At 67.5% G+C, this 25,693-nt stretch carries 28 protein-coding genes; 14 read left to right on the top strand and 14 right to left on the bottom strand.

Annotation, left to right across the window (positions count from 1 at the left end; all coding sequences use genetic code 11):
* Positions 1 to 74 precede the first annotated feature (74 nt).
* The 7 genes from ABZX86_RS23600 to ABZX86_RS23630 are packed head-to-tail and all read right to left on the bottom strand — an operon-like array spanning position 75 to position 8,964.
* Entirely contained in the window at positions 75 to 743 is a 669-nt protein-coding gene (locus ABZX86_RS23600; protein WP_355126762.1) for an FHA domain-containing protein, read from the bottom strand.
* Positions 743 to 2,035: a VWA domain-containing protein gene (locus tag ABZX86_RS23605; protein ID WP_355126764.1), complete on the bottom strand. Its 1,293-nt coding sequence runs from the start codon at positions 2,033 to 2,035 to the stop codon at positions 743 to 745. The genes ABZX86_RS23600 and ABZX86_RS23605 overlap by 1 nt, the downstream gene beginning before the upstream one ends.
* A complete protein-coding gene (locus tag ABZX86_RS23610) occupies positions 2,032 to 3,150 on the bottom strand; it encodes a protein phosphatase 2C domain-containing protein (RefSeq protein WP_355126766.1) in 1,119 nt (372 codons plus the stop codon). The genes ABZX86_RS23605 and ABZX86_RS23610 overlap by 4 nt, the downstream gene beginning before the upstream one ends.
* Positions 3,147 to 5,525 carry a tetratricopeptide repeat protein gene (locus ABZX86_RS23615; RefSeq protein ID WP_355126768.1) on the bottom strand — a complete coding sequence of 793 codons (2,379 nt, stop codon included), beginning with the start codon at positions 5,523 to 5,525 and terminating at the stop codon, positions 3,147 to 3,149. The genes ABZX86_RS23610 and ABZX86_RS23615 overlap by 4 nt, the downstream gene beginning before the upstream one ends.
* Entirely contained in the window at positions 5,522 to 6,703 is a 1,182-nt protein-coding gene (locus tag ABZX86_RS23620; RefSeq protein ID WP_355126770.1) for a hypothetical protein, read from the bottom strand. Before ABZX86_RS23620 ends, ABZX86_RS23615 begins: the two co-directional genes overlap by 4 nt.
* Positions 6,704 to 6,709: 6 nt before the next feature.
* Positions 6,710 to 7,693 (bottom strand): glutamate ABC transporter substrate-binding protein, encoded by a 984-nt coding sequence (locus ABZX86_RS23625; RefSeq protein ID WP_355126772.1) that lies wholly within the window; start codon positions 7,691 to 7,693, stop codon positions 6,710 to 6,712.
* On the bottom strand, positions 7,690 to 8,964 hold the full coding sequence (locus tag ABZX86_RS23630; protein WP_355126774.1) for a hypothetical protein: 1,275 nt from the start codon (positions 8,962 to 8,964) through the stop codon (positions 7,690 to 7,692). The genes ABZX86_RS23625 and ABZX86_RS23630 overlap by 4 nt, the downstream gene beginning before the upstream one ends.
* A 296-nt stretch (positions 8,965 to 9,260) precedes the next feature.
* On the opposite strand from ABZX86_RS23630, the gene ABZX86_RS23635 reads away from it, so the two are divergent.
* Together ABZX86_RS23635 and ABZX86_RS23640 are read left to right on the top strand one after the other, a co-directional pair.
* Positions 9,261 to 10,667 (top strand): ammonium transporter, encoded by a 1,407-nt coding sequence (locus ABZX86_RS23635; protein ID WP_355126775.1) that lies wholly within the window; start codon positions 9,261 to 9,263, stop codon positions 10,665 to 10,667.
* On the top strand, positions 10,667 to 11,035 hold the full coding sequence (locus tag ABZX86_RS23640) for a P-II family nitrogen regulator (protein WP_327140289.1): 369 nt from the start codon (positions 10,667 to 10,669) through the stop codon (positions 11,033 to 11,035). The genes ABZX86_RS23635 and ABZX86_RS23640 overlap by 1 nt, the downstream gene beginning before the upstream one ends.
* A gap of 77 nt (positions 11,036 to 11,112) precedes the next feature.
* Here the strand turns inward: ABZX86_RS23640 and ABZX86_RS23645 are convergent, their stop codons facing one another.
* Positions 11,113 to 11,709: a hydrolase gene (locus ABZX86_RS23645; protein WP_355126777.1), complete on the bottom strand. Its 597-nt coding sequence runs from the start codon at positions 11,707 to 11,709 to the stop codon at positions 11,113 to 11,115.
* Positions 11,710 to 11,744: 35 nt separating this feature from the next.
* On the bottom strand, positions 11,745 to 12,197 hold the full coding sequence (locus tag ABZX86_RS23650; RefSeq protein ID WP_355126779.1) for a MarR family transcriptional regulator: 453 nt from the start codon (positions 12,195 to 12,197) through the stop codon (positions 11,745 to 11,747).
* Between the two features lie 146 nt (positions 12,198 to 12,343).
* On the opposite strand from ABZX86_RS23650, the gene ABZX86_RS23655 reads away from it, so the two are divergent.
* The 3 genes from ABZX86_RS23655 to ABZX86_RS23665 are packed head-to-tail and all read left to right on the top strand — an operon-like array spanning position 12,344 to position 13,745.
* The gene (locus tag ABZX86_RS23655) at positions 12,344 to 13,072 is read left to right on the top strand and encodes a 2OG-Fe(II) oxygenase (protein WP_355126781.1); all 729 of its coding nucleotides are present in this window, start codon (positions 12,344 to 12,346) and stop codon (positions 13,070 to 13,072) included.
* Positions 13,073 to 13,107: 35 nt separating this feature from the next.
* Positions 13,108 to 13,422: a hypothetical protein gene (locus tag ABZX86_RS23660; RefSeq protein ID WP_355126783.1), complete on the top strand. Its 315-nt coding sequence runs from the start codon at positions 13,108 to 13,110 to the stop codon at positions 13,420 to 13,422.
* Complete coding sequence (locus ABZX86_RS23665; protein WP_355126785.1) at positions 13,419 to 13,745, top strand: CopG family transcriptional regulator; 327 nt, start codon at positions 13,419 to 13,421, stop codon at positions 13,743 to 13,745. Before ABZX86_RS23660 ends, ABZX86_RS23665 begins: the two co-directional genes overlap by 4 nt.
* Here the strand turns inward: ABZX86_RS23665 and ABZX86_RS23670 are convergent.
* On the bottom strand, positions 13,742 to 14,314 hold the full coding sequence (locus ABZX86_RS23670) for a MarR family transcriptional regulator (protein WP_355126787.1): 573 nt from the start codon (positions 14,312 to 14,314) through the stop codon (positions 13,742 to 13,744). The two genes, ABZX86_RS23665 and ABZX86_RS23670, sit on opposite strands and share 4 nt — an antisense overlap.
* Before the next feature lie 87 nt (positions 14,315 to 14,401).
* Between ABZX86_RS23670 and ABZX86_RS23675 the strand changes: the two genes are divergently transcribed.
* The 6 genes from ABZX86_RS23675 to ABZX86_RS23700 all read left to right on the top strand — a co-directional run bounded on the left by ABZX86_RS23675 (position 14,402) and on the right by ABZX86_RS23700 (position 19,610).
* Entirely contained in the window at positions 14,402 to 14,854 is a 453-nt protein-coding gene (locus tag ABZX86_RS23675; RefSeq protein ID WP_355126789.1) for a carboxymuconolactone decarboxylase family protein, read from the top strand.
* Between the two features lie 62 nt (positions 14,855 to 14,916).
* On the top strand, positions 14,917 to 16,044 hold the full coding sequence (locus tag ABZX86_RS23680; protein WP_355126791.1) for an AAA family ATPase: 1,128 nt from the start codon (positions 14,917 to 14,919) through the stop codon (positions 16,042 to 16,044).
* A gap of 40 nt (positions 16,045 to 16,084) precedes the next feature.
* The gene (locus ABZX86_RS23685) at positions 16,085 to 16,738 is read left to right on the top strand and encodes a TetR/AcrR family transcriptional regulator (RefSeq protein WP_355126793.1); all 654 of its coding nucleotides are present in this window, start codon (positions 16,085 to 16,087) and stop codon (positions 16,736 to 16,738) included.
* Between the two features lie 183 nt (positions 16,739 to 16,921).
* Complete coding sequence (gene infA / locus ABZX86_RS23690) at positions 16,922 to 17,167, top strand: translation initiation factor IF-1 (RefSeq protein ID WP_355126795.1); 246 nt, start codon at positions 16,922 to 16,924, stop codon at positions 17,165 to 17,167.
* 186 nt (positions 17,168 to 17,353) lie between these two features.
* On the top strand, positions 17,354 to 18,325 hold the full coding sequence (locus ABZX86_RS23695; RefSeq protein ID WP_355126865.1) for an alpha/beta fold hydrolase: 972 nt from the start codon (positions 17,354 to 17,356) through the stop codon (positions 18,323 to 18,325).
* Positions 18,326 to 18,365: 40 nt separating this feature from the next.
* Positions 18,366 to 19,610 carry a lipase family protein gene (locus ABZX86_RS23700; RefSeq protein ID WP_355126796.1) on the top strand — a complete coding sequence of 415 codons (1,245 nt, stop codon included), beginning with the start codon at positions 18,366 to 18,368 and terminating at the stop codon, positions 19,608 to 19,610.
* Positions 19,611 to 19,618: 8 nt separating this feature from the next.
* On the opposite strand, the gene ABZX86_RS23705 is transcribed toward ABZX86_RS23700, so the two are convergent.
* Positions 19,619 to 20,539, bottom strand: a complete 921-nt coding sequence (locus ABZX86_RS23705; RefSeq protein WP_355126798.1) for a helix-turn-helix domain-containing protein — start codon at positions 20,537 to 20,539, stop codon at positions 19,619 to 19,621.
* A gap of 123 nt (positions 20,540 to 20,662) precedes the next feature.
* Here ABZX86_RS23705 and ABZX86_RS23710 point away from each other — a divergent pair, with 123 nt between their 5' ends.
* On the top strand, positions 20,663 to 21,337 hold the full coding sequence (locus ABZX86_RS23710) for an SGNH/GDSL hydrolase family protein (protein WP_355126800.1): 675 nt from the start codon (positions 20,663 to 20,665) through the stop codon (positions 21,335 to 21,337).
* Between the two features lie 23 nt (positions 21,338 to 21,360).
* Positions 21,361 to 21,981, top strand: a complete 621-nt coding sequence (locus tag ABZX86_RS23715) for a TetR/AcrR family transcriptional regulator (protein WP_355126802.1) — start codon at positions 21,361 to 21,363, stop codon at positions 21,979 to 21,981.
* 138 nt (positions 21,982 to 22,119) lie between these two features.
* Here the strand turns inward: ABZX86_RS23715 and ABZX86_RS23720 are convergent, their stop codons facing one another.
* Positions 22,120 to 23,115, bottom strand: a complete 996-nt coding sequence (locus ABZX86_RS23720; protein ID WP_355126804.1) for a sigma-70 family RNA polymerase sigma factor — start codon at positions 23,113 to 23,115, stop codon at positions 22,120 to 22,122.
* Between the two features lie 86 nt (positions 23,116 to 23,201).
* On the opposite strand from ABZX86_RS23720, the gene ABZX86_RS23725 reads away from it, so the two are divergent.
* The gene (locus tag ABZX86_RS23725; protein WP_355126806.1) at positions 23,202 to 23,597 is read left to right on the top strand and encodes an SgcJ/EcaC family oxidoreductase; all 396 of its coding nucleotides are present in this window, start codon (positions 23,202 to 23,204) and stop codon (positions 23,595 to 23,597) included.
* Between the two features lie 73 nt (positions 23,598 to 23,670).
* On the opposite strand, the gene ABZX86_RS23730 is transcribed toward ABZX86_RS23725, so the two are convergent.
* Together ABZX86_RS23730 and ABZX86_RS23735 are read right to left on the bottom strand one after the other, a co-directional pair.
* The gene (locus ABZX86_RS23730) at positions 23,671 to 24,177 is read right to left on the bottom strand and encodes a L,D-transpeptidase (protein WP_355126808.1); all 507 of its coding nucleotides are present in this window, start codon (positions 24,175 to 24,177) and stop codon (positions 23,671 to 23,673) included.
* A 178-nt stretch (positions 24,178 to 24,355) separates the two neighbouring features.
* Positions 24,356 to 25,522, bottom strand: coding sequence for an MlaD family protein (locus ABZX86_RS23735; protein WP_355126810.1), 1,167 nt, complete (start codon positions 25,520 to 25,522; stop codon positions 24,356 to 24,358).
* Positions 25,523 to 25,693 lie beyond the last annotated feature (171 nt).

Consider the following 25,693-nt stretch of genomic DNA (forward strand, 5'->3'; position numbering starts at 1 on the left):
TTCTGCATGCCCGAAATGCGAGCATGCGTATCGAGCGGGGAGCCTAACTTGGACAAGAGACCAAGATCGTCGGTTCAGTGAATTTCTCTGGTGAGAGTGATGGTTGTCCAGCCGCCCACATGGATTCGGTCACCCGGCTGCACCGGGACGGGAGTTTTGGCGGGAATCGGGGTCGGGCTGTCGTTCATGCAGGTGCCATTGGTGGATCCGAGGTCGGTCACCGTGACGGACTCCCCGTTCAGGTGCAGCAGGGCATGCGAGCGCGAGACGGCGATATCGGCCGGGGCGATCGCCAGATCGATCTCCGGATACAACCCCTGCGTCGTGCTGTGCTTGCCGATGAGAATATCCCTGCCGTGCAGCGGGATTCGGCGCTCGGGGTAGTAGTCCGGGAAATCGACCCGATCGACATCGGGGCCGTTCTGGGCGAGCATGCGGTTGTAGTGCGCGAGGTCCGCGGTGACGATCGCGACCCACGTCGTCGCCGTGCCACCGGGATCCACCTCCGGCACGGCGGGATTCACCGTCGTAGTGACCGGTGCCGCCGGTGCGGGCAATGCCGAATCGTGGCCGCAGTCCTCACAGAAGCGGCCATCGACGGCCGCCCCGCAGGCCGGACACCGGCCGAGTTGCGTGGCAGCGGCCGGACTTTCGCCCGCCGGTGTGGCAGCTGTCAGCGGCGACCCGCAGACATCGCAGTAATCGGTCGCCGTCGAGGCATGTCCTTCGGGACAGGTCGCCATTACGAACCGCTCTCCTTGCGAACGCGCGCGGTCTTGCTGGAACGCACATCCAGGGCGATCTCGTCGGCCGCGTCGATATGGGCCCGCAGTCGCACCGTTCCGGTCCGATCATCCACCTCGACAACGGCTTTGAGCAGTTTCGCGGTGTTCTCGTTGCCCGATTCGCTCGCCAGCTGCACGGCCCGCTGCAATTTGGCGGTGGCGGTGGCCAGATCGCCCACCTTGCGCGCCGTCAGCCCCTCCTGCACGGCCTCAGCCAGTTCGGCCTGGCCGGTGTAGTGGGCCACCCGCCGGCTGATACGCGCGGAGAGATCGGTGTCGGTGGTCCACGCCGCTTTCACCAGTCCCTGCCCCAGTACCTCGCCCTCGGCCACGAGACTCACTCGGGCAGCGAGCTTTTCGCGGCCGGGCGGGGCGGGCTCCAGTTCGATCTGCAGGTGATATTCGCGTTCCTCCGCGCCCCAGGCGCCCAGCGGATACTCCCCGATCTGGGCGGAGGTCTCGGTGCGGCGCGCGGTGAAGTCCGTGATCGAGGGATCCACCTGTTTGACCATGCGCACCGTCGCCCCGACCGGTGTCCACACCCGCAGTGTGAGTTCCGGAATGGCCTTCGCCATGGAGGTCTGCATCATCTCGGCGAAATCGGCGGCCAGTAGATCCGGTGTCCGCACCACATCGAGCGTGCCGTGCAGCGCACTCGCGATGGCCCGCAGTTCGTTGGGCTCCCAATCGGCGCCGACGCCGCGGCAGTCACAGGTGAACAGCCCCTCCGAGGCCTTGATCTCCGCGGCGAGCTGCTGCGGCTTCTCGTGTTCGTTGCGGCCGTCGGTGAGCAGGATGGCGTGCGCCATGGCGCTCGGATGCCGCTGCGCGATCATGCGCGCGAGTCCGAGCCAGGTGCCCATGGCGGTGCCGCCGTGCGGCTTCAGCTTGTCCAGCGCGTGCCGGGCCTCGGTGCGAGACCTGTTGTCCGCCACCGCGGTGGCGCCGTCGCGGGGATAGACGACCTCGGCCTTGTCGGTGCCCTCGACAATGGCGAACCGGGTGCCGTCGGCGATGACCTGCAAAGCCGCCAGGGTGGCATTGCGCGCGCCCGCGAACTTGTCGCCCGAGCCCATGGAGCCGGAGCAGTCGATGATCAGGATCTCGACCCGCTCCGCCGGGGGAGCGGCGACCATCAGCTCATCGGTGGTCTCGACCGAGATCACCGCGTCCACGGTGCGCACGCCCTCGGCCAGATACGGGTTCTGATCGACGCTGATCGAAATGCCTTCGACGGCAGGGGAACTCATGGTGCTTCTCCTGGTTGCTCGGAGAACGGAACGGGGACGAGCGCAACGGTGATGTTGTCCTTGCCGCCGGCGGCCAGCGCATAGTCGACGAGGGCGCGCGCGGCGGGCATGGGTGCGTCGGCGGTGGCGATCGCGGCCAGCGCCGGGGATTCGGGCAGATAGTTCCAGAGTCCGTCGCTGCAGATCAGCAGTACGCCGGGCGCACGGGCGTGCAGCGTCCGCACGCAATGATCCGACCACGGCTCGGGCTCTCCGTCCGCGCCGAGCCAGCGGGTCAGCACATGCGCGTGCGGGCTGTCCATGGCGCTGTCCGCGTCCATGGCGCCGGTATTGACCATCTCCTGGGCGAGGGAATCGTCGAGGGTCAGCCGCTGTGAGCCCTCCGGGTCCGCCTGCAGCCAATAGGCCCGGCTGTCACCGACATTCGCGATGGTCAGATGTGCGCCGCCGGACTCGTCGAACTGCACCACCGCGCCGACGTAGGTGCAGGACGGGGACCTTCCGTCGGTGCCGATATCGCGCACCGCCTGTGCCGCCTCGCGCAGTCCGGCCATGACGCTGTCCTCGGCGGAACTGCCCGCGGCCAGGGCCGTCAGGCAGGCGTCGACGCCGGTGCGCACCGCCGCGCCCGAGGCCGCCTGCGGATCCTCGGAGGTCGAGACCCCGTCGCAGACCGCGATAATCAGGGCCGGGGGTGTGCCGGGGTTGGAACTGTCCAGCACGGCCACGGCGACGGCATCCTCGTTGTGTGCGTGCACGTTTCCGCGATCGGTGACCAGGGCGACCGCGCCGAGGTCCGCTTCGAACCGATCGTGCTCCGGACCGCGCTGCCCGCAGACCAGGCAGAAACCGTCGGCGTCGAAATTCTCACCGCCGCAACCCTGGCAGGCCGGAGCGGCCTCCGAATCGTAGGTCAGCGTGGTGCCGGTGTAGCGCTGCACGGTGGCGACGGCGGGGCGCACCAGACTCGTCGGCCGCGTATTGTCGCTGTTCGCCGTCGGTGCGGCGGTCGGCGGCAGGGCGATGCGCTGGATCCCGAGCTGTCGCCCGCACTCCTCGCAGAAGCGATCGCTCACCGCGGCGAAGGTGCCGCAGGCCGGGCAGCGGGCGGTCACAGCGTGGTCCTCGGGCGAATGGTGTTCGCCTGCTCCACGAGGGCGATGCGCTCCCACATATCGTCTGTTTCGTGCGCGAGATCGCGATAGCAGCGTTCCAAACCGGTACGCACCCCCTGTAGATCGAGTGTCACCCCCAGTAGCGGGGAGTGATCGGTGGGTACGCGTCCCAGGTGCAGCCAGTGCAGCGCCGCCTCGAGTACGCGCAGCCGGGCCTGTGCGGCCCGGCGTCGGGAATCCAGGGTGAGCCGCTCGATCCGCCCGCCGGCATCGCGCAGCAGGTGTTCGGTGAGCTCGCCCGGGCGTTCCACGCTCAGCAGCGTATCCACAGCCGCCACACCCGCTTCGGTGTGCACCGCCGAAGCGGGGTCCACCTGATCGAGCACGGCGACCGCGCCGTCGCGGTCGCGGGCCGAACGCCGCAGCCGCGCCAGCCCGAACGCGGCGCTGGTGTAGGAGTGATCGGTGCGCCACACCAACTCGTAATACCTTGTGGCGCTGCGCAGTGCGGGCTCTTGATCCGGTTCGTCACCATCGCGCGCCAGGAGCTCCGAGGTGACGGCCAGGGCCAGTTTGGGCGCCGGATCGCCGGGCAGCGCGGTGTAGAGCGCATCGAATTCCGCTGCGGCCGCGAACCAATTGCGGCGCAGCAGCATGGCCTGGCCGCGGAACCAGATCAGTCGCCAATCGCCTTCGAGGGTCTGCTCCAGCTCGTCGATCCGGCGCAGGGCGTCGGTGGCGTCACCGAATTCCAGTGCGGCGCGGATCAATCGGAGCGGAATCTCCACCGATTCGTCCTTGCCGGTCACCACCGAGAGCAGTCCCGCGGTCAGCTCGCGCTCCAGATCCGCCGGGGTGACCGCGCTGGTGCTCGCCAGCAGCGCGGCCCCGCTGTCATTGGGGTCGATCATCGGAACCGGCAGTGCCGCAATGAGTCTGCCGGGATCATCCGGCAGCGCATCGCCGATGCCGAAGACTCCGCGCGGCGGTCCGAAGCGGGCGGACAGGCCCGGCCGGGCGCGGCCGTCGTCGATCGAGAGCACCTCCCGCAGCACGCCGGTGAGCTGATCGGTCATCTCCTCGGTGCCGCTGAAACGCTCCTGCGGATCGAGATGTGTTGCGCGCAGCAGGAATCGGTACAGCGATTCGTACCGCGCCAGCAGCGGCTCGGTCTCCGGGCTCGGCAGCGGGCCCAGCTGCCCGTTCTCCTGCGGGACCTTGAGCAGCAGCACCGCCAGCGTGCGGCCCACGGTGTAGACCTCGGAGGCGACGGTCGGCCCGGTCTCGGCGATCTCCGGCGCCTGATAGCCGGGTGTGCCGTAGATGGCGCTGTGCTCATCGCTCATGGCGATGACCGCGCCCAGATCGATGAGTTTGAGCTGCTCCTCGGTCTGCATCACATTGTCGGGCTTGAAATCACAGTAGGCGAGCCCGCGCGAATGCAGATAGCCCAGCGGCGGCAGCATTTCCAGGACGTAGGCGATGGCCTGTGCGGCGGGCAGCCACACGCCCTCCGCTTCGCGCCGGCGCCGCAGCAGCTGTTTGAGCGAGGTGCCGCCGACGTACTCCATGACGATGTACCCGGCCGGTTCGCCATCCGCGCCGATATCCTCGGCGAAGTTGTAGATGCGCACGATATTCGGATGATCGACCTGCGACAGGAAACGCCGCTCGGCCACCGCCGCCCGCATGGCGTCCGCGTCACCGGTATTGAGCAGGCCCTTGAGCACCACCGGCCGCCCGTTGACCTTGTGATCGAGCGCCAGGTAGATCCAGCCGAGCCCGCCGTGCGCCAGCGGCCCCAGCACCTCGTACTGCCCGCCGACCACATCGCCGCGAACCAGCTTGGGCGTGAAGGAGAATCGGGTGCGGCAGTGCCCGCAGAAGCCCTCGGTGCGCCCGGGCTGATCGCCCCTGCTGCGCCCGACCGGCCGATCGCACTTACCGCAGAATCGCTGCTGCTCCGACACCACCGGATCGGCCATGACCGCCGCGGACGGATCGATCGGCGCGACCGGCGGCACCGTGACCATGCCCGCGCCGAGCCGTCCGCGCGTGCCGCCGGAGGAACCGGTCCCGGTCCGCACCGAGCGCACACTGCCGCGCCGGGACCCGCCGACCGAAAGCGAGTGGGAGCCGGCGACACTCCGGCTGCTCTGCGCGCCGGACACGAGCGTGGCCGCGGCGCTGGGCGCGGTGCCGCAGATTTCGCAGTAGCCGTCGGAGACCTTGCCTCCGCATCCGGGTTCCGCGCACCGCAGCGGTCCGTCGGGCACGTTCGGCGAGAGCTCGCCGCCGGGTGCCGGTGCGGTGCCGCACACCGTGCAGTAACCGTCCTGGATCGTTCCCGTGCAGCCGGTTTCGGTGCAGTTCACGGTCGTCTCCCCGATTTCTGAGCGATGAGCTGCCGGTAGTCGGTAATGGCCCGGGTGACGGCTGCCAGATCGCACGGCTTACGTGTCAGGAGTCCGGCGGCAATCCGATTCGAGGCCAGGACCTCTCGCTCCTCGCTGACACCGAGGCGCGCGGCCTTGGCGCTGTAGGCCTCCAGTCGCCCCCGCAGTTCGGCCCGGCGATCGAGCAGACCCTGGGCCAGCTGTTCGGACTCGGTGGCGGCGGTCAGCGCGGTGGCAATGCGGCCGCGCAATTCCCAGAGAGCGGTGGGATCGCCCGCGGCGGCCGCCAGCACGGACAATTGCGCATCGAATTCCGCGCTGTTGTCGGGGTGTTCGGGCAGCGGGCCGCTGAGAATGGTGCGCTGCACCGCGAGGCGGGCCAGGTGCGCCCGCTCGTAGGTCGTGCGCAGTGTCTGCACCTGCGTGCGCATACGTGTAATCGTCGCATCCCGGTCCGCGGCCATGGCGGCCAGCTCGCGGCGCAGCACCTCCGCGTCCCGCATGCGGCGGGTGATCTCGGCGAGCCGGCGGTCGATCTCGGCCGGGGTCAGGGTCAGTGGATCGGCGGTCGCACGGGTGCTGAGATCATCGATATCGGCTGCGAGGGAACGCAATTCGGGCGCGCCGGTACCGATCCGCCCGAGCTCCGCCCGCACCGGAGCGATATCGGTCATGACCCGGCTGTTCACCGCCTCGACCGCGTCGAGCACCTCGACGATCTGCGTGAAGGCGGCCCGCATCCGCGTCACCAGTTCGGTGAAGCCGATATGCACCACCTGCTCGCGCGGGCCGATCAAGGTGCGCTGCGCCAGCGGAATCGCGGTGCGGGCCACCTCCATCGGCTGCCCGCGCAAAAGAACGGTGAGTTCCTCGCGATCGAGTGCGTCGAGCCGGCGGCGGGTGCGCGCCGCGTGGGCCTGATCCAGAATCGTGCGCAGCCGGCCGAAGTCCTCCCACATCAGGTCCAGCGCCTCCTGCGCCGGCGCCCAGCGCTGGGCGGTGACCCCGGTGGGCGGGAAGCGGCGCAGCAGCACCAGCCCCGAATGCTTGTCCAGGTCATACAAAGTGGCGGCGATGGCGTCGAGCTCGCGTTCCCGCGCGGCGATATCGCGGTCGATGTCGGCGACGGAGAGAATATGCGGGGGATTCTCGGTCATCGCCGCTCACCCGATGTAGCGGGGCGCGGGCGGTCCGGCCGCGGGGCCGAGGGCGGCCAGCCGGGCGCTGTAGAGCCGCTGCCAGGTACCGTCGCCGCGAATCCGCTCGAGCACGCCGTTGACGAAGCGCACCAGGTCCTTCCTGTCCTGCTGTATGCCGACCGCATAGGGATCCTGCGCCAGCGCATCGCCGACCATGTCGAGATTCGGGTCCTGCTGCTTCAGGCCGTAGAGAATCGGAGTGTCGGTGCTGACGGCGGCCACCTGTCCCTGCTGCAGCGCGGTGAGACAGTCGAGCCAATTGCTCATACCTATCACTGTCGGCCGTTGCGGCAGCGCGAGGATCGGATTGAGCGTAATGGTGCCGACAACGCCGCAGACCTTCTTGCCCGCCAGATCCGCGGTCGACCGGATTCCGGAGTTGTTCGGCACCAGCAGCCGCTGATCGGAAACGAAGTAGGCCGAGGAGAATTCGATGCTCTTACGGCGTTCGCAGGTCGGCGTGAGGGTTTCCACCACGATGTCGACCTGCTGGTTCCCCTGATCGGGCTGCAGTGCGGTAATCCGGTGCGCGGAGTCCAGGGGCTGTAGTTCGACCCGGTCCGGGTCGCCGAAGATATCCCGGGCGATCTCGCGGGCGATATCGATATCGAAGCCCTCGATCTGCCCGTTCGCGGGATTGCGGTAGCCGAACATGAACGAGTTCTGATCAACCCCGACCCGTAGCTTTCCGCGCGCGAGAATGGCCGCCATGGTCGACCCGGCCGGCATATCGCCGGGCCGTGGCTGCACGCCAGGGCGCAGACTCGCGGTGGCATCGCAGGTATCGCTGCCGCGCTGATCGGGTGTGCTGGTGATCTCGGCGGCCCCCGGCGGGAGCAGGGTCTCGGCGGGCAACTGCATGGGTTGCGAACCGGGGGCGTGCGCACTGCAGGAGGTGACGAGCAGCGCGACGCCGGCCATCAGCAGCATTCGAAAGCGCGTGCTCACAGGAACTCCTGTAGTCGCGGCCAAATTCCGACGACGATGGCGACGGCCGCGGCGAGCAGCAGGACCAGGGTGCCGAACGGGCTCAGGATGAAGGCGTCGCCGGCGGCGTCCACATCATCGCGCACCTGCTGCCGCGCTCGATCGAGTTCGGCGCGCAGTGAATCGTCGAGTGCGGCGAAGCGGAAGGCGGATCCGGCCGCATCGGTGCCGATGGCCTGGCGCACGGCGCCGTTGTAGTCATTGTTCCGATTCGAGGCGAGCTGGGCGCGATGCCCGGCCTGCCAGCTGGAGAAGGCCTGTGGCGCAGCCGATTGCGGGGCGACGACGGTCAGCAGTTGATTCTGCAACTCGGTGGTGTCGGTGGTGAAGATGTCCTCGCTGGCATCGATATCACTGCGGGTGATGAGCTGCATCGTCTCCTCGGTACGCGCCTGCTGCGCGAGAATCCTTGCCCGCGAGAGGGTTTCGAAGCGCACGGTGGCCCCCGCGGGTCCGGTGTCGATGACGCCGGTCGCGGTGATACTCGCGGCGGCGATCCACAGCAGCGCCAGCACCGCCGCGCCTGCCGCGATGGTCACGCCGAGGTTGAACCGGCGGTTGGTGCGGCGCAGCAGCACCACCGATCCGGCGATCAGCGCGATCAGCAGCACCAGCAGCATGGCGACGCTCAGTAGCGGCAGCGTGGAGATATCGCGCTGGTCCGCGCGCAGCTGCGCCACCCGATTCTGTTCCAGCTTCTGGGCATTGGGCAGCACCGAATGCTGCATGAGCACCGATGCCTGCCGCAGATACGCCGAGCCCACCGGCAGCCCCTGGCGATTATTGGCCCGGGCCGCTTCCACGAGCCCGGTATAGGAGGGCAGCTCGGCGGCGATACTCGCCACGATCTCCCGGGTCTGGGTATCGGAGGCGCCGGTGGTGGCATCCGCGAGCGCCGCCGCCGCGTCGGCGAGGGCCTGCCGGTACTGCGTGCGCACCCCCGGTGATTCGATGCCGCCGGAGAGGAAGGCCGTGGAGGCGGCCGCATCGGCCGCGGACAGTGCGACATACAAACGCTGCGACGCATCGGCGAGCGGTTCGGTATGCCGCAGCACCGAATCACGCCGAGTCTGCTTCTCGCCCAGCTGATTCACGCACACCAGACCCGTGACCAGCGAAATCAGGACGAGTCCGGCGACCACCGCACTCAGAACGCCCGGTGCGGTGCGCGCGAAACGCCGCGCCCATCCCGCTGCATTGCGGACGGTCGTCGATAGACGACTCCTGCGCACCCCTGCCCCCGTTCAACGGCTCATCTCCCCGTAGGGCGATGGTACGGGAGCTCGCCGGGTTGTGTCGATCGAGTTCCGACCAGTTGGAATTGCATTGCCGAGTCATGCTTTTCGCATACTCGGCCGATGCCGAACGGACCGTGAAATCCAGATTTAACCGTGCGTAATAGCCGGGAAACGTTGTGGCACAACACTTGGTTCACCAAATGTGACGCCAGACACCATTCGTCACAGCTAATTTAGTGCCGGAAGCGGTTCGGTGCCTGCCCGCTCCCGCGGTGAGGTAGCGCTGAATCATGTCACCGTATCCCGATTGGCTGAACCCCGGCGACAATGCCTGGCAGTTGGTAGCTGCCACGCTCGTCGGACTCATGAGCATTCCCGGTATCGCCATCCTCTACGGCGGTATCGTGCAACGGAAATGGGCCGTCAACACCATACTCATGGCCTTCACCGGGTTCTCCCTGGTGCTGGTCGTGTGGGTGCTCTGGGGCTTCAATATGGGGTTCGGCGAACCCGTCAAGATAGGACCAGGAATACTGCGGGCCGCAATCGGCCACCCGCACACCATCCTCGGCGCCAATAATCAGAACCAGGCGGTGATTCCGCTACTCGACGGACTGATGCCGAAATTCCGTTTCTCACAGACGACGCTGGCGTACTTCCAGTTCGTCTTCGCCGGTATCACGCCACTATTGTTCCTGGGCAGCGTGATCGGCCGAATCAGTTTCAAAGTGTGGTTGATCTTCGTACCGCTCTGGACGACGCTGGCCTATTCGGTGAACGCCTTCCTGCTGTGGGGCGGCGGCTGGTGGTCGCAGATGGGTGCGATCGACTACTCCGGCGGCTACGTTATCCACTTGGCCGCGGGCACCACCGGATTCGTGGCGGCGGCGGTCATCGGCCCGCGGCTGGCACGGGACCGCGAACGCGCCGTCCCGAACAATCTGCCCATGGCGGCGGCCGGCGCCGGCATCCTGTGGCTGGGCTGGAACGGATTCAATGGCGGTGACCCGTATTTCGCGGGTGCGGACGCGTCACTGGCGGTGCTCAACACCAACCTGTGCACGGCCGTAGCGCTGCTGACCTGGGTCATCTGGGATATGTTCGCGGGCCCGTCGCGGCGGCCGAACTTCCTGGGCGCCATCAACGGCATGATCGCGGGCCTGGTCGCCATCACCCCGGCGGCGGGTTTCGTCAACAGCTTCGGCGCAATGGTCATCGGCCTGGTGGCTTCGAGCCTGGTGTGGCTGTCGTGGAACAAGCTGGGGCGCACCAGATTGTTCCGCAAGGTCGACGACACCCTCGGTGTGGTGCATACCCACGGTGTCGCCGGACTCGCGGGTGGTCTGCTGGTCGGCGTGCTCGCGGACCCGCATATGAAGGTCTATCTGGGCAATGGCGCGGATGTCTCCGATGCCACCTACGGCGGCTGGCTCTACGGCCACAATCCGAAACTGCTGCTGTGGCAGGCAGGTGCGGCGCTGACCATCATCGTGTGGGACGCCTTCATCACCTTCGCGATCCTGAAGATCCTCGGCCTGTTCATGAACCTGCGACTACCCGATGAAGTGCTCGAAGTCGGCGACGTCGGCGCGCACGAGGAAGAGGCCTACCCGGATGACACCCTTGTGAGCTCGCGGGCGGGGCTGAAGCAACCTGTCCGACAAGCGGAACCGGAGCTGCCCAGCAAGGAATCCTGATGACGGCGCCGCTACAACTCGGCGGCTCGATCGGTTATCACGATATGGATCCGGGCGGCGAAAGCGACGCCAAACTCATCACGCTGGTGCTGCCGCCCGGCCTGTTCGACGAGATCAAAAGAGCCCTCGCGACTTTCGGGGTGCGGCGAATGGTGGTCACCCAGGTGTATCGCGTGGACGACCGCGACAGCAAGGTCGAGAGCTATCGCGGTCGCCGGTTCGAGAGTGATGTCTCGGCCGGGCTCCGGATCGAAGTACTCGCCAGGACGGAGGATGTCACCGATCTGGTCCGCATGGTCAGCCGGATCGGGGCCAACTACGAGTTCTCCAATATTCAGATCTGGATGATCGACGCCAGGAGGCTGTGACTCTGTGACTCTGTGACTCGAAAAACGGTGGGGCCGTGCACATATGTGCACGGCCCCACCGTCGTGTCGAGGACAGGTCAGGCGTCGGCGCCGACCTGAACGTCCAATGCGTCGAGCACATCCTGGGTGGTCGACACCAGACCCAGTCGCGGGAAGATCTTCCCGAACGCGTGCTCGTGCGAGGCCAGATCGCGGTCGGCGCTGGCGTCTTCGACGACCACGACCGAATAGCCGTGCTCCTGCGCGGCCCGAGCGGTCGACTCCACCCCGATGCTGGTGGCAATGCCGGTCAGCACAATCCCGGTGATGCCGCGCCGGCGCAGCTGCAGATCCAGCTCGGTACCGTAGAAGGCGCCCCACTGCCGCTTGGTGATCCGAATATCGGTGGGCTGGATCTCGAGGTCGTCGACCAGCACGTCCCAGCCCTCGGGCGGGGTGAAGGCCTGAGCGCCCGAATCGGTGATCCGGCCCGGTGCGGCGTCCGCCCGATCGGCCGAGAAGGACACGCGCACAAGCACAACCGGCAGATCCCGCTTCCGGAAGGCGCGTGCCAGCGCCACCGAGTTCTGCACCACCTCGGCGGCGGTGTGCGGCACGGTCTGCATGCCGACAACACCCTGCTGCAGGTCGATCACTACGAGGGCGGTGCGTGGTTCCAGAATCGTCGAAGACACGAAGCGAATCCTTTTCTACGAGTACGAAACAGTGGTCATGGCCCGACCAGTCGATCGAGCAGTGGAATGGCGGCGATCAGCGAATCCTGTTCGGCCGGAGAGAGTTTGGTAGCGATAGCGGTGGCGAGCCAGTCTTCCTTCGCCACGTGGGCCTGTTCGAGCACCCGCACACCCGCGGGGGTCAGCGACATCAGGACCTGACGCTGATCGGAGGGGTGGGCCGACCGCGTCACCAGTCCGCGCTCCTCCAGTGCGGCGAGCGTGGTCCGCATGGACTGTGGCCGCACCTTCTCCGCGCGCGCCAGATCGGCCACCGACATCGATCCGTCGGTGCCGAGGCGGCTCAGGGCCACGGCCTGGGAGGGGGTCATATCGATCGCGCCGCGGGCGGTGCGCAGATGCCGAAGTAATCTGCTGGTCGCCACCCGCAAATCGGCAGCCGCGCCCGCCAGCTCCTGCGCTGACCTGCGTTCGCCGGGTTCACTCACCGGGCCAGCTTGCAATACATCAGCTTAACTTGCAAGTTAACCTGTTTAGTTTGCCGCGAATGTCACGTCCGAACTCCGCCGGTCCCAGGGGCCGGGCTCCGGCACAGTGGGGGAATGGTCAGGACGAATCCGCGAAAGTGCGATCGATGACGGCGGATATTCAGTTGCCGCCCGTGCGCGCCGCCCGCATCGCCGCCCAGGACTGGCCCGCGCTCGCCGCCGACCTGGACGACTACGGCCACGCGCTGATGGGCCCGCTGCTGACAGCCGAGGAATGCCGCACGCTGGTGAATCTCTACGACCAGCAGGACCGCTTCCGCTCGACCATCGATATGGCCCGGCACCGCTTCGGCTCCGGCCAGTATCGCTATTTCACCCACGATCTCCCCGAGATCGTCGCGGACCTGCGCGCCGCGCTCTACCCGAAACTGCTTCCCATCGCCCAGGATTGGGCGGCCCGCCTCCGCAAGCCGGGAACCTGGCCCGAGCGACTCGACGACTGGATCGCGCAGTGCCACGCCGCCGGACAGCAGAAGTCCGCGCAGATCCTGCTGCGCTACGGCCCGGGGGACTGGAACGCCCTGCACCGGGACCTGTTCGGCGACATGATCTTTCCGCTCCAGGTGGTGATCGGACTCGACGTCCCCGACCTCGACTACACCGGCGGCGAATTCCTCATGGTCGAACAGCGCCCCCGTGCCCAATCCCGCGGCTCCGCCCTCCGCCTCCCGCAGGGCCACGGCCTCATCTTCACCACCCGAGACCGCCCGATCCCCAGTGCCCGCGGCTGGTCCGCCGCCCCCATGCGCCACGGCGTCAGCCTGGTCCGCTCCGGCCGGCGCCACACCCTCGGCCTCGTCTTCCACGACGCCTGATTCACCGTGGCCTCCGGTACCTCACGCGAGGTACCATGGGGCAGGACATGGGTTACTACTGGTTGCATCGAGCATTGCGAATGGCCGCCGAGTTGGGATTGTCTCCAGCCGATATCGATGACGTCGTCTACGGCCGGCGCAGGAAGGTGGTCCCCGCCGGCGGGCACGATGTCACCGCCCTGACGTTCTGGGGCCGCACCCGCGCCGGGCGTGCGGTCATCGTGTGGACGCGGCGCCTACCGGCTGACGACGACGAAGCATCGGCCATCACCGACCATCAGATCATCGGCATCACCGAGATGACCCCGCAGCAGCTGAAGACCTTCACGGAATGGGAGGACGAACAATGACCAGTGAAATCCCCGGCACCGCAGCCGAATTCGCGGCGTGGGCCGAAGGCATGGAATTCGATCAGAACGCGCCCGCGCCCGTGGGGCTACCGGGCCCGGCCGACAAGCCGGCCGACGGCATCCCGGTGAAGCGGTCCGTCAAGTGGTCGGTCGACCTCGACGAGCGATTGAAGGCCACCGCGGAGGCCAAGGGCATCACACAGTCCGAACTCATCCGCCAGTACATGGAGATGGGCCTGGCCGCCGAGGGGTCCGGCATGGTCGTCAACCTCGCCGACGCCCTGCGCGTACTGGCCACCGTCGCCCACCGCCCGGCCGCCTAATCGGCGCCGGCCGAAACCGCATTGCTGACCGGGCAGTTGCCTTCGCTTCGGCCGCATGCGGCGAAGTCGCAGAGGCGACACAGCCACGGCTGTGAACGGTTACCGGTGCGGGCGGAGCGTTGCTCGGCTCTGGCGAGGGTCACTGTGGTCAGCATCGTGTCCAGCACTGCCGCGAGATTGTCGACCTCGTCCGCAGACAATGCCGATAACGCGCTCGTCAGCGACGTCTCGCGAGTCTGAAGTATCTGCGCGGCCATGTGGCGGCCGGTTCGGGTCAGGACCAGGGACACGGCCCGTCCGTCCTCTGCTCCGACGCGCTCGACGAGACCTTCCGCGGCGAGACGGTCGACGAGGCGGACAGTGCCCGAGTGGGTCAGTCCCAGCACGGAACTCAACTGGGTGACCGATCCGCCGTCGAGGAACTCGTGCATCGCCGCCAGTGCGGCGGGGGCCGACGGGCCCAGTGCCGCAACCGCTTCGATGGCAGTGTTCATCCGGTCGGCGACCACGAGACTCAGGGCGCCCAGGACATTGGCTGCATGCTGAAGGCTTGACTGGGTTTGCGTCACGGCTCTACTTTATATGCATGAGTCACACATATTCAACGCCGGGGTGCGTTGGATGACGGCTCACGTAACCGAGGAAAGGCACGACCCATGGAAGCACGCATGAAGAGCATGGCGAATTCCGACTTGATCAAAGGAATCCAGCATCTGCAGAAGGCGATTCACGGCGGTGGCGTCGACCCGCTCGTGCTCGAGCTGGTTCATTTGCGGGCCAGCCAGATCAACGGCTGCAGCCCGTGTGTGTTCGCCGGCGTCCAGGCGGCGAAGAAGCAGGGCGAGACCGAGGAGCGGCTGCACAGCGTGGTCGCCTGGCGCGAGACCCCGTTCTTCACAGAGGAGGAGCGCGCAGCACTCGCACTGACCGAGGCCGCCACCCGGATCCAGGACGGCTCACCGGGAGTGGCCGACGAGATCTGGGACGCGGCTGCCACCCACTTCGACGAGAACCAGATGTCCGCGATCATCTTGAACATCGCAATCACCAACTTCTTCAACCGGATCAACCACACGATCCGGGAGCCGGCGGGCAAGGCCTGGGGGTGACCTGGCTCATTGCGGCGCTCTGATTGCTGGAGGGTGTCTGATGCCGGCAATAGGGTGGTGGCATGTTGACCACGCTCGCTGTCGAGAACTATCGGTCGCTACGGCGTCTGGTGGTGCCGCTCGGGCAATTGAATGTGGTCACCGGGGCGAATGGCAGTGGCAAGTCGAGTCTCTATCGGGTGCTGCGGCTGCTGGCCGATTTCTCGCGTAATGGCGCGGTTGCCGGGCTGGCACGCGAGGGCGGGCTCGATTCGACGCTCTGGGCGGGGCCCGGGCGGACCGCGCGCGGGGAACCGCTGGCCCTGCGGCTCGGGTTCGCGGGCGACGACTTCGGTTATGCGGCGGACCTGGGTGTGCCGGTGCCGGATATGTATTCGATGTTCAACCGGGATCCGGAGATCAAAGCCGAGGCGGTGTGGGCCGGGCCGGTGCTGCGCCCGGCGGCCATGCTGGCCGAACGCGGCGGGCCGGTGGTGCGCTTGCGGGCCGGCAAGGGCGGCTGGGAGATGGTGCCGCATGCGCTGAAACCGTTCGACAGCATGCTCGCCGAATTGGCCGACCCGCAGCATGCGCCGGATTTGCTGGTGTTGCGCGAACGCATCAGAGGCTGGCGCTTCTACGACCATCTGCGCACCGATGCGGACGCACCCGGCCGCGCACTGCAGATCGGGACCCGGACCATGGTGCTCGCGCACGACGGCGCCGATGGCGCGGCCGCACTGCAGACGATTCGGGAGATCGGTGATGCCGAGGGCCTGAATCAGGCGGTGGATCATGCCTTTCCGGGCAGTGAGATCGAGATTGCCGGTCGGGACGGGCGTTTCGAACTGCTGCTGCACCAGCCCGGACTGCACCGCCCGCTCGGCTCCGCGGAACTCTCCGACGGCACCCTGCGCTATCTGCTGCTGGTGGCGGCCCTGCTGTCCCCGCGCCCGCCGGAGCTGCTGGTGCTGAACGAGCCGGAGACCAGCCTGCACCCGCAATTGCTCGGCCCGCTCGGCGAACTCATCGCCAAGGTCGCCGAGGACACCCAGGTGATCGTGGTGACCCATGCGCGGGAACTGCGCGACGTGCTGGCCGCGCACGCCCCGGACCTGCACACCATCGAACTGGTCAAGGAGGACGGCGTGACCGTCGTGGACGGTTTGCGACCGCTGGAGGAACCGCCGTGGCACTGGCCCAAGCGATAGCGGGCATCGGCGGGCGGCGGAAGGCCATAGTGTGGGCGAGGTGAGTGTGGAGGGTGCGGGGGCCGCGGGACCACTGCCGCGTGGGCGGCACGGGCTCAGCCGCGAACAGGTGGAGTCCTCGCAGTATCAGCGATTGTGTACCGCCGTGCTGGAGGCGGTGGGGGAGCTGGGGTACGGCGCCACCACGGTCGCCGACATTGTGAGCCGGGCGCAGGTGGCGCGCCGGACCTTCTATGCCGTCTTCGGCGGCAAGGACGAATGTTTCGCCGCCGCTTACGATCTCGCGGTGGGTAAGGCCCTGGATCAATTGCAGGACACCGTCACCGGAATGGTCGGCGTGAGTTTCCCCGACCGCGTGCGGCTTTCGTTCGAAATCTACCTGCGGGTCCTGGCCGACAAGCCGGCCGCCGCTCGCGCGCTGTATGTGGAGACCATGGCCGCCGGCCCGGGCCTGGTGGCGCATCGGGCCCGGGTGCACCGCCGTTTCGCCGAATACATCATGGCCGTGGTGCGCATCGGCGTGCGCGACGGCGAACTCGCCGCGGAGCCGGATCCGGAACTGATCGATATGCTGCTCGGCGGCATCGACGACCGCGTGCGGTCCTGCCTGAACGAGCGCGATGCCTCCCACCTGCCGGAACTGGCCTCCCTGTTCACCCGCACCGCCCTCGCCCTCACCCGCCCGCCCGCGTGAAAATGATTGGCCAGGACCAGATGCGGGCTGATAACGTCCGGCGCACCGTGACATCACGCAAGGAGGTGAGACCCATGAACGTTGTACCCGTGTGGGTGCTCCCCCTCGTCGTCATGGTCGCGCGAACGCTGTAGCTGTCGCCGGGAGCGCCTGCGAGACAAGGCAATCCCGAAAGGCGACACCATGAAATCTGCTAATTCCACCTCGGCCAAAAAGGGCGGGGGCATCGAAATCGACGGCATCGTCGTCGAATGTCTGCGCAATGCCACTTTTACGGTGGAGCTCCCGAACGGCCACCAGGTGCTCGCGCACATCAGCGGGAAGATCCGGAAGAACTACATCAAGATCACACTCCAGGACCGGGTGCTCGTGGAGCTCAGCCCCTACGACCTCACCCGCGGGCGGATCCTCTTCCGGTACCGGACGTAGCTGTCCCGCACCACAATCGGCGGCCCGCTGACAGCGGGCCGCCTTGTCATCTGCCACAGGGAAGTGTTCCAGGTCACACCACACCCCTACTGTCGCAAGCGAATTCGACGTAGTGGGAGAGGTTCTATGAGGCCGAAGATGCGAGCGCTCGGTGGTGCCGTGTGTGCCGGAGTCACCGCGATGGGGATGGCGCTGTCCAGCGGCGTGGCGAACTCCGCGCCCGAGGCGTTGTCGCCGAGTACGGCATCGGACACCGTCGGCGCGGGTCCCGAACTGTCCGCGCCGCTGGCGGCCTTCGCCTACGGATTGACCCATCCGGATGCCGCCCCGCCCGGCGCGAACGATTGGACCTGCAAATCCAGCGCCGAACATCCGCGCCCGGTGGTGCTGCTGCACGGCACCTGGCTCAATGCCTACGACAGTTTCGCCTACCTGTCACCGCGCATCGCTCGCGCCGGGTTCTGCGTCTTCGCCTTCAACTACGGACGCGAGGGCCTGCTCGAGGGTGGTGGACTCGGGCCGATCCTGCCGGGCCGCTACGGTGTAGGGCCGCTGGAGGATTCGGCGCGGCAGGTGGCGGGTTTCGTGGACCGGGTGCTGGCCGCCACGGGGGCGCCCGCGGTCGATGTGGTGGCGCACTCCCAGGGCGGGCCGGTGACCAGCCAGTACCTGAAATTCGAAGGCGGACAGGGAAAGGTGCGGAAGGTGATCTCACTCGGGGCGACCAGCCACGGCACCTCGCTGATGGGCATCGCCTCGCTGGGGCGCTGGATCACGGATATGGGCGTGAATATTCTCGGCTTCTACGAACCGATCCTCGGGCAGTCGAATATCGAACAGACGGTGGGGTCGCCGTTCTACACCAAGCTCGATGCCGACGGCGATACCGTGCCCGGCGTCGACTACACCGCCATCGGCACCGAGCACGATGAGGTGTCCAATCCGTACCAGTGGACCTTCCTGCGGCAGGGACCCGGCGCCACGGTGGACAACATCACGTTGCAGCAGGGCTGTGCGCAGGATCTGTCCGACCACCTGACGATCATGTACTCGCCGCGCGCGGCCTCGATTGCCTTGCGCGCCTTGGATCCCGCCGCGCATCCGGACCTCGAATGCACCTTCAATCCCTGGCTGATCGGTGGTGATGGGCATCCCTGAGCCACAACTGCCGGGTGACGACCCGTTCTACCATTCGCCGGTGCCGCTCGGCCGCCTCGCACCGGGCACGATTCTGCGCTCGCGGCAGGTCAGGCTGGGGCTCTTCGGGCTGGTGCCGCAGAAGATCACGGCGTGGCAATTGCTGTATCGCACTACCGATCTGCGCGGCGCACCGGAAGCGGCGGTCACCACGGTGCTGCTGCCGTGGGGCGCCGATCCGGCCGAGCGGCGGCCGCTGCTGTCGTTCCAGTGCGCGATCGACGCCGTCGCGCCGATGTGCTTCCCCTCCTACGCATTACGGCACGGCGCTCGCGCGCTCGGATCCGTACCGCAGCTGGAGCTACCGCTCATCGCCAGTGCGCTGACGCGCGGCTGGGCGGTATCGGTGCCCGATCACGAGGGGCTCGGCGGGCATTTCGGCTCGGCCCGCGAACCGGGCTATCGGGCCTTGGACGCGGCGCGCGCCGCACTGCGATTCCCGGCCCTGGGTTTGGCCGCCGATACCCGAATCGGCCTGTGGGGCTACTCCGGCGGCGGTCTGGCGACCGCATGGGCGGCGGAGCTGGCCGCCGAGTACGCGCCGGAACTCGATATCGCCGGCGCGGTCGCGGGATCACCGGTCGGTGATCCGGCCGCGGCGTTCGTGCGCTTGAACGCCTCGCCGTACGCGGGCTTCGCCATGGTGTTCACCGCCGGACTGCGGCGGGCGTATCCGCAGTTGCGCCAGGTGCTGAGCGATCATCTGTCGGCGGCGTATCTGGCACTGCTGGATACCGCCGAGCGCACTCCCACCCTCCCGCTGCTGGCCCGCTTCGCCGGGCGCGATGCCGACCGCCATGCGCGCGCGGGGCTCGCGGCCATGCTGGATCATCCCGAGCTGCGCATCGTGCTCGACGACATCCGGCCCGGCACACGGGCTCCCGCCATGCCCATGCTGGTCCTGCAGGCGGTGCATGACGAGGTGATCGCGGTGGCCGATATCGATGCGCACGTCGGCCGCTATCTGTGGCGCGGGGCGCACGTCAGATATCTGCGGGACCGGCTCAGCATGCATCTGCCGCTGCAATTCCTGGGCGCGCCCACCATGATCGACTGGCTCGCCGATCGATTCGACGATCAGCCGCTGGGTCTGCCGGGGAGCGAGACGGTGTGGTCGGTGGCGCTGTCGCGGCGGTCGAGGTCGCAGCATGTGCCGTTCCTGGCGCTGGTGCTGCGAATGCTGTGCGGCCGTCCGGTACCGGGACGTGCCGGCAGCCGCGAAGTGCGGCGCCGGATCGCGGTATGACGTAGTCGCTAGGTGAGCGTGTGCTCGACGTACCTGTGCTGCTCCGCATTTCGATAGGTGCGGGCCACCAGCGCGGAGCGCAGGTACCACAGCCCCGCCGATTGGGCGGGATCGAAACCGGTGAGCTGACCGATGCGCTTGAGCCGGTAGTCGATGGTATTGGTGTGCACGCCGAGTCCGCGCGCGGTGCGGCGGCGGTTCAGATCGTTGCCCAGATGCCGGCGCAGGGTCTCCAGCAGCTCCGGATACTCGTCGAGCGGATCCAGTAGCGCCCCGAGGTATTCGCGGCCCGGACCCGGCCGGGTCAGCTGATACTCCATGGCCAGATCGTCGAAGCGGTACAGGCCCGGTTCGCACTGCAGGCGGTGCACCATATCCAGCAGTTCGTGCGCCTGATCGGCTGCCGCCGGAATCGCCTGTGTCGCAGCGTGCATGACGGTCGCGGTGAGGGGCGCCCGCGTGGCGGCGGACAGTCCTGCGACGAGATCGTCGAGAGTCGCGGGGTCGGTGCAGGATTCGGGCAGCAGCACGGTGCCGCCCTCGATGCTCAGCATCGGCAGCGCCCGTCCCGCACTGCGCGCGGCCAGCGCCGATTGCAGGCGGCGCAGTGTGCGCTGCGCCAGCACCGCCGCATCGATGGCCGGTGCGGCACTGCGCGGCCGTGGCGGAATGCGCAGGGCCAGCACGAAATACGATTCCTCGATCTCGATGCCCGACGACCGCGTCCGGGCCGTGGCAGGCTGCCCGCCCAGCAGTGCGGACGTGACCGCGTGTACGGCGGTGTGGTGTTCGGCCAGCACCGCGGAGTCGACGGCCGCGAGCACCTCCAGCAGTCGTTCGAGGACATCGGCGGTGAGTTCGAGGCAGGTCCGGGTGACGACGGTCGCGGGGGCTGCGGTGGCCGGCACAGCGGTGGTGGGTGTTGGCAAGTGCGACTCCGTATTTCAGGGAACGCTGGAGTTCCTACTGGAGCGTAACTGTAATGCCGGTCACGTCGCGGGGCAATTGATACCTGCTTGTGTCATGGATACGTACGACCGTATGCTTAGTTCATGACAGTGATGGCGCAACCACTCACCGAGGCTTCGGATCCCTACTGCCTGTCGCCCTCGGCTGCCGCCGGCCTACTCCACGACGCACCCTGGCGACGGTTCGCCTCGCTCGGCGACAGCCTGTCGGTGGGCGCGGGCGATCCGACCCCCGGCTACCTCGATCTCGGCTGGCCCGAACGGATTCGGCAGATCCTGTGCCGGGTGCGCCCGGAGCTCGAGTACCTCAATACCGGCCGGATCGGCGCCACGACGCAGCAGGCGCTCGACGAGCAGAGCGCCCGGATCCTCGCATTCCGCCCGGACCTGCTGATCGTGCCCAGCGGCGCGAACGACATCGTGCGCCGCGAACCCGACTGGCCGCAGATCGAACGGACATTGCGGCGCATGTGGGAACTGGCGGCCGGGACCGGAGCGCAGCTCGCCGCCTTCACCCTCGGCCGTGCCTTCGTCGTTCCGGTGTTCCCGGATTGGCCGGACCGGTTGCGGGCGCTCAACGAGATCACCCGCGCGCTGGCGTCGGAGTACGGCGGTGTCATCGCCGACTGTGCGGACCACCCGTTCAACGACCGCCCGAACCTGCTCAGCGCGGACCGGATTCACTTCTCGACCTCCGGACAGGCGGTCATCACCACCTTGCTGGTGCGACAGCTGGCCTACGTTCTCGGGTCGGCATAGCCTGCCGGAGTACGATCGACCGTATGGACAATCCCGCGTCCGCCTCCGAGATCACCGACAAACGCCTGCTCCGCGGCGCCCGGACCCGGCAGATCGTCCTCGGCCGCGCCGTGGACATCGCCTCCCTGGAGAATCTGGAAAGCCTCAGCTTCGGCCGATTGGCCATGGACGTCGGGCTCAGCAAGGCCGGCATCCAAACCCTCTTCCGCACCAAGGAAACGCTGCAGCTGGCCACCGTCGACCATGCGCGCCGCATGTTCATCGACGCGGTCGTCCGCCCCGCCCAATCGAAACCCCCTGGCGCACAACGCCTTCGGGAACTGATCGCCCGCTGGATCGACTACGCCGAAACCCCGCTGTTCGCCGGCGGCTGCTTCCAGGCCGCCAACCTCAGCGAGTTCGACAGCCGCCCGGGCCCGGTGCAGGACGCGCTCGCGAGCTACCAGCAGGAATGGATCTACGCCCTCTCCCACGAACTACGCCAGGCCATCGTCGCCGGTGAGATCGCAGACCTGGATGCCGATCTCGTAGCCTTCCAACTCGACGCCATCCTCCGCTCCGCGAATACCGCCCTGCGCCTGGGTGATACCACCGCCGTCGAGAAGATCCACCGCACAGTCGACGGCGTCCTCGGGTCGCGGTAGCGGCAAACCGAAACCCCTGCGCCGCGTGGCACAGCGCCCCCGGTCAGGGTTCACCTGCGGCTGGTGGGCCATTGCAGCAGGCCGGTTGTGCAGTGGCACCACCGCATTCGGCATCGGCTCGCTGAACGCCCCGTCTGATCAGCAGGTCGGGGCGAGTTCGAAGAGTGCGAATATTTCGGGGTCCTGGTAGACGGTGGTGCGGGCGATGCGATCGCCGGCCAGGGTGAAGATCTGCAGGGTGTGCAGGACGTACTCGCCTGCGGAGTCTCGGACGTAGGCGGCGACGGCGGGTTGGCCGTTCGCGGCGGCGGGCAGCAGGCGCCAGTCCGTGCCGCGCAGTGCGAAGGCGCGGGCCAGGAAGGCGGTGTAGTCGGCGGGGCCCCGGTACCAATTGAGGTAGGGCGGCATTTCCAGGATGACGTCGTCGGTGAGGAGTTTTTCGATCGCGGACAGATCCGCGTTCCGGAAGGCGTTCACATATCGGTCGATCACGGCCTTGCGGTCGGTGGGCTCGGTAATGGCGTCTTCGTGAATACCGCTTTCGGACAGTGTCTTTCGGGCCCGCTGCAATGCGCTGTTCACCCCTGCGGGCGTCATTTCGAGCGCCTCGGCGATCTGTGCGGCGGGCCAGTCGAGCGCCTCGCGCAGCACGAACACCGCGCGTTGGCGAGCGGGCAGGTGCTGCATGGCCGCGACCAGGGCCAGGCGCAGACTGCCCTGTGCCGCAGCGACTTCCGCCGGATCACCGATCATGACATCCGGAATCGGTTGCAGCCACGGCACTTCGCCGCCGTGCACCAGCGCCTCGCGGGGGTCGTCACCGGGCGGTCCGCCCAACCCGGACGGGAGCGGCCGCCTGGTGCGCTGCTCCAGGGCGGTCAGGCAGGCGTTCGTGGCGATCCGGTGCAGCCAGGTGCGCAGCGAGGCCCGGCTCTCGTCATAGCTGTCGCGGGCGCGCCAGGCGCGCAGCAGCGTCTCCTGCACCAGATCCTCGGCATCGTGCACCGAGCCGAGCATGCGGTAGCAGTGCGCCAGCAACTCTCGGCGATAGGGATCGGTGCGGGTGGTGAATTCCTCGGCCACCTCCCTGTTGTACGCGACGGCGGTGACATTCACGAGCACCGATGCGGACATCCACGAGCACCGATGAGTTTGTGCGCCCGCGCCGGTAGGTACTCACGAGCCGCTGAATCGGCGGCGCGAATTCGAGGAGGATCACCATGAACGACATCGCAGTGCAGACCGATGAGCGGGCCGCCGTACTCGCCGTGATCGACGGCGTCTACGGCGCCTGGGCGAACAATGACGCCGATGCGCTGGCCGCCAATTTCGATGCCGATGCCAGCTCGGTGACGCCGGGCTGGCCGGGTGCGGGCCGCGAGGCCGTCCGGGCCCGCTTCGCCGCCGCCTTCGCCGGGCCGTGGCGGGGTTCGCGGGTGGTGGACGAGCCCTCGACCGTGCGGTTCCTGAATCCGGATACCGCAATCGTGGTGGGCCGCAGCGCGGTACAGCTGCCCGGGAAGGCCGAGACCGAACCGCCGGTGCTCGGCACCTGGGTGATCGCCCGGCCGTCCGGGCAGTGGCTGGTGCACGCATTCCACAGCTGCCCGGCCTGAACGTCGAAAAAGCCCCCTCCCCGCACTGCGAGGAGGGGGCTGATCGGAAACAGATCGATACAGATCCGACGACCTACGGCACAACCTCGACCACGTCACCGGGGTTGAGGTAACTGAAGAACTGCTTGGCGCCGTCGGGCGTCATGCGAATACAACCGTGCGACTTCTTATCCGTCGGCCCGATGTGGAATGCGATGTCTCCATTGAAGAAAATCGCGTACTCCATCGGCGCCTGGTGCATGGTGCTCCAGTGGAACGGTTCCTTGAACGCCACCTTGAAGACACCCGGCGGGGTTTCGAAGCCCGGCATACCGTGGGAGATCGGGGTCGGGCCGAAGGTGACCTTCCCATTGTCCATCAGCCACGCCTCATTGGTGCCGAGCCGCAGGCAGGCGCGAGCCTGCGCCGAGCACGGCGCGACCGCCGGGAGTGACGGAATGATCGCCGGCACACCCGGTACATCCGGACCGCCCGGCCACAGTGGATCGGCCTGTGCGGGCGCGGCCGTCAATCCGGCAGCCGCGACACCCACGAAGACAACTGAACGCGCTGCCAAGCCGAGGGAACGCTTGCTCATCATCGAGACATCTGACCTCTCTAGCCTTGCCCGCCACCCTGTCGACGCGGCTGCCAGGGCGAGGGGACATCACGTTGGCACAGCATGGGACCCCCTCGGGAGGTACCAAGTGATCATTCTGAAGGTTGCACGGTGAGATTTGCGGGACAACTCGCGACGGGCGCGCCGACACGCGTGCGAATCACCGAACCGGCGGCAGGGTGCGGTCGTTGGGATCGGCCCAGGTGGGCATTTCGGCGCCATTGTTCGGAATGTCCGGCCGCGGGGCATTGCCGGACCCGCGAATCTGCAGTCCGGGCGGGGGATTGGTGCAGTAGGCCCAACGGGCGAGAGTGCCGTCCTGCACCACGTAGGGCGCGGTGTCCTTGGCCGAGTACCGGCACCACGGCCGCGGCCAGATATCGACGACCGTATAGAACTCGTTGTCGTGTGCGGGCGCACCCATGGCCGAGGTTCCGACCACCAATGCCGGGAACAGTGCGTGGATGGCCGGAATCCGCAGCATCGCGGCATTCACGATCGCCGCCAGGGTGGTGGTGAGGCTCTGGATCGGGTCCGCATCGCGATCCAATGTTGCCGAGGCGACGGCGAGCTGGCCCGGTGCGCGTTCGAGCAGCTGTCGCAATTCTGCATTGGCCGCATTCGCCTGATCGAACAGCAGCTGCGAATTACGGGTCAGCGTGCCCAGATCGGGCTGTGCGTGCGAGGTCGTGCCCGCGATCAGGCGCAGATTCTCGATGAGGTTCTCGGTCTGCGGCAGCAGCCGGTCCAGACCCGCGGTGGCCAGGCTGATGCCGTCGATGAGATGCCGGAGCTGATCAGGCCCGCCGCTGAGCGCGGTGTCGAGTTCGGTGAGGATGGTGCTGTACTTGTCCGGATCGATCTGGGCCAGCAGGCCACTGGTATCGATCAGCGTCTGCGAGATCGGGGTCGGCGTCGTCATCCGCTTCGGATCGAAGTGGATGACCATGCCGTCCTTCAGAAATGGCGCGCCGTCGGAGTGCGGCTGGAAGTCGATGTACTGCTCGCCGGCGCCCGACAGCGCCGCCACCTTGATATCGGTATCGGCCGGAATCCGGTACCGGTCTTCGATTTCGGCGACCGCGGCAACCTGCGCGCCACCGTCGGTGATCGAGACCGACCGGACCTTGCCGACCCGATATCCCCGCCAGGTCACGTCATTGCCGGGTTGGACGCCGCCCGACCGATCCAATTGCACGGTCACCGCGTACGACCCACCGGGCCGCACCCGCGCGATATCGAAGGCCAGGTAGCTCGCCCCGGCCAGCATCATCGACACCAGGGCGACATTCGACACCAGTGTCTTGTGGTTGTGCAGAATGCCCACGGGCCCGCCTTCATCGCCGATCACGGACAATTCGGTTCGGTGCACTTGTGCTGTGCCCGAAGAGCAGCGCAGCAAACTCTTGGCGAAACTGCGGCAATACTAGCGACGGTGCCGTCGAAGACCGGCCCGGCACGGCGTGCGACCCGTCGGAGATTGAAAATGACTGGCGCG

The organism is Nocardia sp. NPDC006630, assembly GCF_040611495.1.
Classification (GTDB): Bacteria; Actinomycetota; Actinomycetes; order Mycobacteriales; family Mycobacteriaceae; genus Nocardia.

Excerpts from the sequence above, each read along its gene's own strand:
- ABZX86_RS23600 (WP_355126762.1), bottom strand. The coding sequence starts at position 743 with ATGGCGACCTGTCCCGAAGGACATGCCTCGACGGCGACCGATTACTGC.
- ABZX86_RS23605 (WP_355126764.1), bottom strand. The coding sequence starts at position 2,035 with ATGAGTTCCCCTGCCGTCGAAGGCATTTCGATCAGCGTCGATCAGAAC.
- ABZX86_RS23620 (WP_355126770.1), bottom strand. The coding sequence starts at position 6,703 with ATGACCGAGAATCCCCCGCATATTCTCTCCGTCGCCGACATCGACCGC.
- ABZX86_RS23635 (WP_355126775.1), top strand. The coding sequence starts at position 9,261 with ATGTCACCGTATCCCGATTGGCTGAACCCCGGCGACAATGCCTGGCAG.
- ABZX86_RS23640 (WP_327140289.1), top strand. The coding sequence starts at position 10,667 with ATGACGGCGCCGCTACAACTCGGCGGCTCGATCGGTTATCACGATATG.
- ABZX86_RS23655 (WP_355126781.1), top strand. The coding sequence starts at position 12,344 with ATGACGGCGGATATTCAGTTGCCGCCCGTGCGCGCCGCCCGCATCGCC.
- ABZX86_RS23660 (WP_355126783.1), top strand. The coding sequence starts at position 13,108 with ATGGGGCAGGACATGGGTTACTACTGGTTGCATCGAGCATTGCGAATG.
- ABZX86_RS23665 (WP_355126785.1), top strand. The coding sequence starts at position 13,419 with ATGACCAGTGAAATCCCCGGCACCGCAGCCGAATTCGCGGCGTGGGCC.
- ABZX86_RS23675 (WP_355126789.1), top strand. The coding sequence starts at position 14,402 with ATGGAAGCACGCATGAAGAGCATGGCGAATTCCGACTTGATCAAAGGA.
- ABZX86_RS23680 (WP_355126791.1), top strand. The coding sequence starts at position 14,917 with ATGTTGACCACGCTCGCTGTCGAGAACTATCGGTCGCTACGGCGTCTG.
- infA (WP_355126795.1), top strand. The coding sequence starts at position 16,922 with ATGAAATCTGCTAATTCCACCTCGGCCAAAAAGGGCGGGGGCATCGAA.
- ABZX86_RS23695 (WP_355126865.1), top strand. The coding sequence starts at position 17,354 with ATGGCGCTGTCCAGCGGCGTGGCGAACTCCGCGCCCGAGGCGTTGTCG.
- ABZX86_RS23710 (WP_355126800.1), top strand. The coding sequence starts at position 20,663 with ATGACAGTGATGGCGCAACCACTCACCGAGGCTTCGGATCCCTACTGC.
- ABZX86_RS23715 (WP_355126802.1), top strand. The coding sequence starts at position 21,361 with ATGGACAATCCCGCGTCCGCCTCCGAGATCACCGACAAACGCCTGCTC.
- ABZX86_RS23720 (WP_355126804.1), bottom strand. The coding sequence starts at position 23,115 with ATGTCCGCATCGGTGCTCGTGAATGTCACCGCCGTCGCGTACAACAGG.
- ABZX86_RS23725 (WP_355126806.1), top strand. The coding sequence starts at position 23,202 with ATGAACGACATCGCAGTGCAGACCGATGAGCGGGCCGCCGTACTCGCC.
- ABZX86_RS23730 (WP_355126808.1), bottom strand. The coding sequence starts at position 24,177 with ATGATGAGCAAGCGTTCCCTCGGCTTGGCAGCGCGTTCAGTTGTCTTC.